This is a genomic window from Streptomyces sp. MK37H, from assembly GCF_018035285.1.
Lineage (GTDB): Bacteria > Actinomycetota > Actinomycetes > Streptomycetales > Streptomycetaceae > Streptomyces > Streptomyces endocoffeicus.
The window spans coordinates 1-7,498 of the sequence record NZ_JAAAYH010000430.1 but is presented as its reverse complement, the minus strand read 5'-3'; the positions used below and the strand labels follow the sequence as shown (position 1 = coordinate 7,498).

Here is a 7,498-nt window from a genome sequence, read left to right as displayed (position 1 = left end):
CGACCCTCGGGGACTCGATCTCCTCGCCCCGCGCCTGCCGCAACACCGTACGGGCGGCCAACTTGCCCATGTCCGCCAGCGGTTGGCGCACCGTCGTCAGCGGGGGCGCCGACCAGCGGACCTCGGGGAGGTCGTCGAAGCCGACGATGCTCACGTCCTCCGGAACCCGCAGCCCCCGCCGCCGCAGCGCCTCGATCGCGCCCAGGGCCATCTGGTCGCTGGACGCGAAGATGGCGGTCGGCGGGGTGGGACCGGACATCAGCTGGTCGCAGCCGTGGAAACCGGACTCGTGGTAGAAGTCGCCCTGCGCCACCAGCGCCGGGTCGAACGGCACGCCCGCCGCCTCCAGCGCCGCGCGGTGGCCGTCCAGCCGGGCGCGGCTGCACAGCAGCCGCGGCGGACCGGCGATCAGGCCGATCCGGCGGTGGCCGAGGCTCAGCAGATGTTCGGTGGCGGCCATGCCGCCCGCCCAGTTGGTGGCCCCCACGGTGGGCGCGTCCAGCGCCGGGGAACCGGCCGGGTCGACGACCACGATCGGCACGTTCAGCCGTCGCAGCTCCTCGTGGACCACCGGCTCCAGTACGGACGTCACCAGGATCACCCCGTCCGAGGCGCGGGCCCGCAGATTCTTCAGCCACTGCCGGGCCGAGCCCGCGCGGCCGTGGATCGCCGAGACCACCGTGCCCACCCCGTCCTGGTGCGCGACGTCCTCCACGCCCCGGATGATCTCCACCGCCCAGGGGCTGTCCAGGTCGTTGAAGACCAGGTCCACCAGGGCGGCGCGATCGCCGGGCGCGCTCTGGCGGCGGCGGTAGCCGTGGAGCCGCAGCAGGTCCTCGACCCGGGCCCGGGTCTCGGGCGAGACATCCGAACGGCCGTTGACCACCCGGGAGACCGTGGGCACCGACACCCCGGCCTCCTGGGCGATGGCCGTGATCGTCACCTTGGGCCGGGGGCCGCCCTCGGTGCCCCTGCTCTCCGTAGCCATGTCCGCCTCCTCCGTTGACGGGAGCCACCCCCGCCTCTCGCTTCCCGGGGGCACGCCCTCGGAACCTTGCAGAAGTCTTCCGGAAAACCGGATCAGACGTGAAGAGACGAGAGAGGGACGTCCCCATGAAGCTCCTGAGCTTACGCAGCGCCGCGCGGCCGGCCTCCATCGTCCCGGGCACCTCGCCGCCCGGAATCCCCTCTCCCCGGGTGTAAGAAAGCGCGGCCCTCGACCACTGCATGGTGAGAGAGCCGAGATGAGGAGACGGCGTGACCGACGCCCAACGCTTTCGGGACCTTTACGAGGAGTGTCATCCCCGTGTGCTGGCCTACGCGACCAGCCTGGTGGGCCGGCAGGTCGGTGAGGACATCACCAGCGAGACCTTCACGGTCGCCTGGCGGCGGATGCGGGACATCCCCACGCCACCGCTGCCATGGCTGCTCGGCGTGGCCCGCAACCTGACCCGCGAGCTGTGGCGCCGCGACGGCAGGCAGTACGCCCTGGCCGCTCAGGAGGCCCAGCGCATCATCACCTCCGGCGCCCAGGTCGAGGACGTGGCCGCGGGGGTGACCGAGCGCGCGGTGGCGCTGCAGGCGCTGGCGGGGCTGTCCGCCGCCGACCGCGAACTGCTGACGCTGGTCGCCTGGCACGGGCTCGGCCCGAGACAGGCGGCACGCGTCCTGGGCTGCTCCACCGCCACGTTCTCGGTGCGGCTGCACCGGGCCAGACGGCGGCTGGAGCGGGCCGTGGACGCGGTCGGACCCTCTCGCGACCCTCGCGACTCCCGCCCGAAAATGACAGTGAAGGAGCACTGACATGGCACGCAAGCGGCCCGATGTCATGAAGACGCTGGCGGACGCCCGGCCCCCGGAGCTCGACCCGGACCACCTGGCCGGTTCCGAACGCGCCCGGCACGACCTGATCGCCATCCTGGCCGGCCCGCCGGAGCCGCGGACGGCGTCCCGGTCCGCCCGGCCGTTCACCTGGCGGTGGGCGCTGCCCGTCGCCGCGACGGCGGCCGCGGCCGGGGTGCTCGTCGCCACCCTGCCGGAGGGCGGCTCCGGCACCCGGGACGCCCGCGGCTCCCGCGCCACCGCAGGACCCACCACGGACGGCCCCCGGCACACTCCCGAGAGCGGCCGCCTGGCGCTGCTCAACGTGGCCGCCCGGGTGGATCGCACGGCGGACGAGGGCACGTACTGGCAGACGACCACGCGGTCGTCCTGGATCGGCGTCGCCTCCGCGTCCGAGTCGACCTTCGCGGTGGTCTCCTCCGAGACATCGCGGTGGTCCTTCGGGGTGCGGCCCGGTACGCGGAGCCTGTGGATCTCGGGGATCGACGCCACCACCGAGCCCCGCACCGAGCGCGACACGGCGCGCTGGCGGGCCGCCGGATCGCCGAAGGACCTGACGCTCGCCGCACCCGGGTCGGGCGGCAAGCTCGGTCTGCGGCTGGAGACGGGGGAGAGGAAGCGGCCGACGGTGGATCGGATCAACGGCGGCGACAAGATCGCCGCCCTCGGCGCACGCAATGTGAGCTACGCGGAGCTGCGGAAACTCCCCGGCGACAGCGCGAAGCTGAGGGAGGTGCTGGCGGACCTGTACGAGGAGGACCGCGGAGGCGAGATCTCCGGCCGCACCGAGTGGATGTGGCGGCAGGCGGCCAACCTGATCGGCCTCCCGGTCAGGCCCGAGGTACGGGCCGCCGCGTACCGCGTCATCGCGGATCTGCCGGGCATCCGGTCGCTCGGCGAGGTGACCGACCCGCTGGGCCGTAAGGGGGTCGGCTTCGCCCTGCCCGCGACCGGCCGGCCCGACTACGGGACCGCGCGGTCGGAGCTGATCGTGGACCCGGCGACCGGGGCCCTGCTGTCCGACCAGGAGGTGCTGACCAAGCCGAACGCGAAGGCCGCCGAGGCGGGGCTCACGGCGGGCACGGTGGTGAACTACACCGCCACGGTGAATTCGGAGTGGACCGACCGGCAGTTGAAGACCCCTGAATGACCGGTCGGGGCCAGCTGTAAGAACGGCCGGGCGGCGGCCATTTCCTTCTGAGAACCCCACCCGAGCAGAAGGAGCGTCATGGACAGAACCGCAGGACGGCCCGGAACCCGCCGGACGCGGCTGCGCACAGCGGTCGCGGTGTGCGCGGTCGCACTCGGCACCCTCGCCACCCTCGGCACCCCCGCGAACGCCGCGACCGGCACCGCGAACGCCGCGACCGGCGCCTCCGCCGACCGGGCGGCCCGCGCCGACACCCCGTGGAAGCTGCGGACGCCGTTGAGCGAGACCGCCTCGAGGGAGTTCTGGGACGTCGCCGCGACCGGCGCCAAGGACGCCTGGGCGGTCGGCCGCAGGACGGACGGCGCCGACGGGCCCGCCCCCCTGATCAGGCACTGGAACGGCGGCACATGGACGGACGTACCCGCCGCCTCCACCGACGGCAGGCCCGCCCAGCTGGAGAAGGTCGCCGCCGCCGCGCCCGACGACGCCTGGGCGGCCGGCAGCCTGGCCGACAACACCTCCGCGCCGATCGTGCTGCAGCACTGGGACGGCACGAAGTGGACGAAGGTCGGCCACGCGGCCCCCGCGGAGGGGTCGCTGAGCTTCGTCGGCGACCTGGCCGCGTTCGGTACGAAGTCGGCCTGGCTGACCAGTTTCGACTGGGATCCGAACGGCGGCACCGAGGTCTCCCGGCTGGAGCGCTGGACCGGCTCCGCGTGGCAGAAGGTGTCCCTCCCCGCCGCCCCCGGTGGTGGCCAGGTGCAGCCCTGGGACATCACCGGCACCGGCCCGGACGACGTATGGGTCACCGCGAGCGCCATGACCGGCGAGGTGTCCGTACCGCTGCTGTACCACTGGAACGGCAGCGGCTGGACGGTCCGCGAGGTGCCGGCCCCCGGCGAGCACCCGACCAGCTGGGTGGCCAACCACGCCGTGGCCACCGGCCGTAACTCGGTCTACGTCGTCGGGAAGACCAACGACCCGCAGTCGCCCACGGCCACCATGGCCACCCGCTGGACCGGCAGCCGCTGGCAGTCGCTCCCCGCGCTCCCCGTCGGCGAGGCGAACGCCGCGGGCGCGGACGGCGCCGGGCGGCCGTGGATCGCCGGCTGGGCCCCGGGCAACCCCCACTCCGTACTGGCCCGTTGGACGGGTACGGCGTGGGCGACCGAGGAGTTGCCCGCCGACGTCACCGAGCACAGCGAGATGTCCACGGTGCTCGGCGTCGCGGGCGTCCCCGGGACGAAGGGCGTGCTCGCCGCCGGGACGGCCGGCTGCGCGAGCGACCCCGTCCAGTGCGGGGTGCTGGTCTCACGCGACCTTGGCTGACATTCCGTCAGCGGCCGCCCGCCGGGCCGTATACGCCTGGACGACGACCCCCTCGTCGTCCAGGCACCGTCCCGTCTCCAGGTCGAAGCGCTGCTTCAGCAGCGGGGAGGCGACGAACGGCCGCCCGCCCGCCGAGCCCAGCAGCCCCCGGGAGAGGACATACGCCCCGGTGAACGGGTCGCGGTTGCCGATCGCGTACACACGCCCCGAGCGGTCGAGGAAGACCGCCACCTGGGCGCCGTCCGGCAGCAGGGCGGCCACCCCGCGCCCGGGGGTGAGGTCGGTCAGCTCGCAGACGGTGAACCACCGCTGGTCGACGAGGAGTTCCACGCGGACCGCGGTCCGCTCGGGTGCCATGGTCATCGGCTGGCAGTCCCTTCGAGAGTACGGACGGGGAGGGTGGGGCCGGACAGGATCGTCAGGTCCGGCTTGACCTGGTCGCGCTCGGGCACGAACTTCACCGTCGGGTCGGGCGCGCCCGGCGCGTTGACGAAGGAGACGAAGCGCCGCAGCCGCTCCGGGTCGCCCAGGGTCTCGGCCCACTCGTCGCGGTAGCCGTTCACATGGTCGGCCATCATCGCCTCGAGCTCGGCGCACAGCCCGAGTGAGTCCTCGACCACCACCTCGCGGACGTGGTCCAGGCCGCCCTCGATCCGTTCCAGCCAGGCCGAGGTGCGCTCCAGACGGTCCGCGGTGCGGATGTAGAACATCAGGAACCGGTCGATGAGCCGGATCAGCTCCTTGTCGTCCAGGTCCTGGGCGAGCAGATCGGCGTGGCGCGGGTCCGCCCCGCCGTTGCCGCCCACGTACAGGTTCCAGCCGTTGGACGTGGCGATCACGCCGAAGTCCTTGCCGCGTGCCTCGGCGCATTCGCGGGCACACCCCGAGACGGCCGACTTGAGCTTGTGCGGTGAGCGCAGCCCCCGGTAGCGCAGCTCCAGGTCGATGGCCATCCGGACCGAGTCCTGCACTCCGTAGCGGCACCAGGTCTGGCCCACGCACGACTTCACGGTGCGCAGCGCCTTGCCGTACGCGTGGCCCGATTCGAAACCGGCCTCCACCAGCCGCGTCCAGATCAGCGGGAGCTGGTCCACCCGGGCGCCGAAGAGGTCGATCCGCTGACCTCCGGTGATCTTCGTATAGAGCCCGAAGTCGCGGGCCACCTCGCCGATCACGATCAGCTTCTCCGGGGTGATCTCCCCGCCGGGGATCCGGGGGACGATCGAATACGACCCGTTGCGCTGGAGATTGGCCAGGAAGTGGTCGTTGGTGTCCTGGAGGGCCGCCTGCTCGCCGTCCAGGACGTAGCCGCTCGCGCCCAGGGTGGGGGCCAGCGAGGCGATGATCGAGGCCACGGCGGGCTTGCACACCTCACAGCCGTCGCCCTCCCGGGCCTCCGCCCGGCCGTGGCTGTCCAGCAGCTGGGCGTAGGTGGTGATGCGCAGGGTGCGGACGATCTCGTACAGCTCGGCGCGGGTGTAGGCGAAGCAGCCGCACAGCCCCCTGTCCACGCTGACCCCGCTCGCCTCCAGCTCGTCGTTGACGAGCGAGGTGAGCGCCTTGACGCAGCTGCCGCAGCCGGTGCCCGCCTTGGTGCACTTCTTCACCTCCGGGACGGTGGTGCAGTGGTGGTCGGTGACGGCCGAACGGATCGCGCCCTTGGTGACGTTGTGGCAGTTGCAGATGACCGCCTCATCCGGCAGCGCGGAGGGGCCGAGGGCGGCGGGCGCGCCCACCCCCGCCGGGAGGACGAGCTGTTCGGGGCTTACGGGCGGCACCGAGCCGGTGAGGGGGCGCAGCATGCCGTACGCCTCGGCGTCGCCGACCAGCACCCCGCCGAGGAGGGCGCCGTCGGCGCCCACCACGAGCTTCTTGTAGACGCCCGTACGGGAGTCGGAGTAGACGACGTCCAGACAGCCGTCGGCGGTGCCGTGGGCGTCGCCGAAGCTGGCCACGTCGACGCCGAGGAGCTTGAGCTTGGTGGAGGTGTCGGCCCCGCGGAAGCCGCTGGTGGCGGTGTTGCCCGCGATGGCGTCGCCGGTGATGGCGTTGCCCGCGACGGCGTCTTCGGCGATGGCGTCCGCGGCCACCTCGGCCATCTCATAGCCGGGCGCGACCAGCCCGTACACCCGGCCGTCGGCGGCCAGCGCGCACTCGCCGATCGCATACACCGCCGGATCGCTGGTACGGCACGTCTCGTCCACCGCGATGCCGCCGCGCTCGCCGACGTCCAGGCCACAGTCCCGGGCCAGTTGATCGCGAGGGCGCACGCCCGCCGAGAAGATGACGAGGTCGGCGTCGATGGACGAGCCGTCGGACAGCGTCATGGCGGTGACCGCGCCGTCGCCGTCCGCCGTGATCTCCTTACCGCCGACACCGGTGTGCACGATCAGGCCCATGTCCTCGACCGTGCGGCGCAGCGCGGCGCCGCCGCCCTCGTCCACCTGGATGGCCATCAGGCGCGGGTTGAACTCCACGATGTGAGTGGTGAGCCCGAGCCCCTTGAGCGCGCCGGCGGCTTCGAGGCCGAGCAGCCCGCCGCCGACGACGATGCCGGACGAGCGGTCCTTCGCGTACTCCTCGATCGCGAGCAGATCCTCAACGGTCCGGTAGACGAAGCAACCGTCGCTGTCCTTGCCGGGCACGGGCGGGACGAACGGGTACGAGCCGGTGGCCAGCACGAGCGTGTCGTAGGCAATGGTCAGCCCGGACCGGCTGGTCACGGTGCGGGCGTCGCGGTCGATGGCCTGGGCCGGGTCGCCCAGATGGAACTCGATGCCGTGCCGCGCCATGAAGCCGTCCTCGACGAGGGAGAGCTCGTCCGGGGTGCGCCCGGAGAAGTACGAGGTCAGCTGGACGCGGTCATAGGCGGGGCGGGGCTCTTCGCAGAACACGACGACGCGGGCGGTCTCCGTGACCTTCCGGTCGGCCAGCGCTTCGAGAAACCGCTGGCCGACCATGCCGTGGCCGACGAGCACGATGGTGGGGACGGCGGTTTCGGCGGTTTCGGCGTTCTGGGGATTCGATGCGCTCATCGTCAGGACCCTCCATCGTTGGTCAACAGGTGGAGCAAGGGAGTGGCGGGGAGCGGCTCGTCGCTCTCCCAGGTGCGGGCGAGCGCGCCGACGGTGCCGAGATCGCCGAGAAGAATGCCCCCGAGCAGCCGGTCACCGCGGA

Annotated in this window: 6 protein-coding genes; 3 read left to right on the top strand and 3 right to left on the bottom strand. The window is 72.7% G+C overall.

Annotated elements, in window-relative coordinates:
- A partial coding sequence (locus GWI24_RS36720) for a LacI family DNA-binding transcriptional regulator (RefSeq protein WP_210950371.1) occupies nucleotides 1-988 on the bottom strand: 988 nt, incomplete at its 3' end.
- Nucleotides 989-1,257: 269 nt separating this feature from the next.
- Between GWI24_RS36720 and GWI24_RS36715 the strand changes: the two genes are divergently transcribed.
- From GWI24_RS36715 to GWI24_RS36705, 3 genes are all read left to right on the top strand, one after another.
- Complete coding sequence (locus tag GWI24_RS36715; RefSeq protein ID WP_210950370.1) at nucleotides 1,258-1,803, top strand: RNA polymerase sigma factor; 546 nt, start codon at nucleotides 1,258-1,260, stop codon at nucleotides 1,801-1,803.
- A gap of 1 nt (nucleotide 1,804) precedes the next feature.
- Nucleotides 1,805-2,992, top strand: a complete 1,188-nt coding sequence (locus tag GWI24_RS36710) for a CU044_5270 family protein (protein WP_210950369.1) — start codon at nucleotides 1,805-1,807, stop codon at nucleotides 2,990-2,992.
- A gap of 78 nt (nucleotides 2,993-3,070) precedes the next feature.
- Nucleotides 3,071-4,321 carry a hypothetical protein gene (locus GWI24_RS36705; protein ID WP_247617383.1) on the top strand — a complete coding sequence of 417 codons (1,251 nt, stop codon included), beginning with the start codon at nucleotides 3,071-3,073 and terminating at the stop codon, nucleotides 4,319-4,321.
- Here the strand turns inward: GWI24_RS36705 and nirD are convergent.
- A complete protein-coding gene (gene nirD / locus GWI24_RS36700) occupies nucleotides 4,304-4,684 on the bottom strand; it encodes a nitrite reductase small subunit NirD (RefSeq protein WP_210950368.1) in 381 nt (126 codons plus the stop codon). The two genes, GWI24_RS36705 and nirD, sit on opposite strands and share 18 nt — an antisense overlap.
- Nucleotides 4,681-7,356 carry a nitrite reductase large subunit NirB gene (nirB, locus tag GWI24_RS36695; RefSeq protein ID WP_210950367.1) on the bottom strand — a complete coding sequence of 892 codons (2,676 nt, stop codon included), beginning with the start codon at nucleotides 7,354-7,356 and terminating at the stop codon, nucleotides 4,681-4,683. The genes nirD and nirB overlap by 4 nt, the downstream gene beginning before the upstream one ends.
- Nucleotides 7,357-7,498: the final 142 nt, after the last annotated feature.

What these genes read in the sequence shown, in the direction of transcription:
- GWI24_RS36710 (WP_210950369.1), top strand. Translation starts at nt 1,805, where the DNA reads ATGGCACGCAAGCGGCCCGATGTCATGAAGACGCTGGCGGACGCCCGG.
- GWI24_RS36705 (WP_247617383.1), top strand. Translation starts at nt 3,071, where the DNA reads ATGGACAGAACCGCAGGACGGCCCGGAACCCGCCGGACGCGGCTGCGC.
- nirD (WP_210950368.1), bottom strand. Translation starts at nt 4,684, where the DNA reads ATGACCATGGCACCCGAGCGGACCGCGGTCCGCGTGGAACTCCTCGTC.
- nirB (WP_210950367.1), bottom strand. Translation starts at nt 7,356, where the DNA reads ATGAGCGCATCGAATCCCCAGAACGCCGAAACCGCCGAAACCGCCGTC.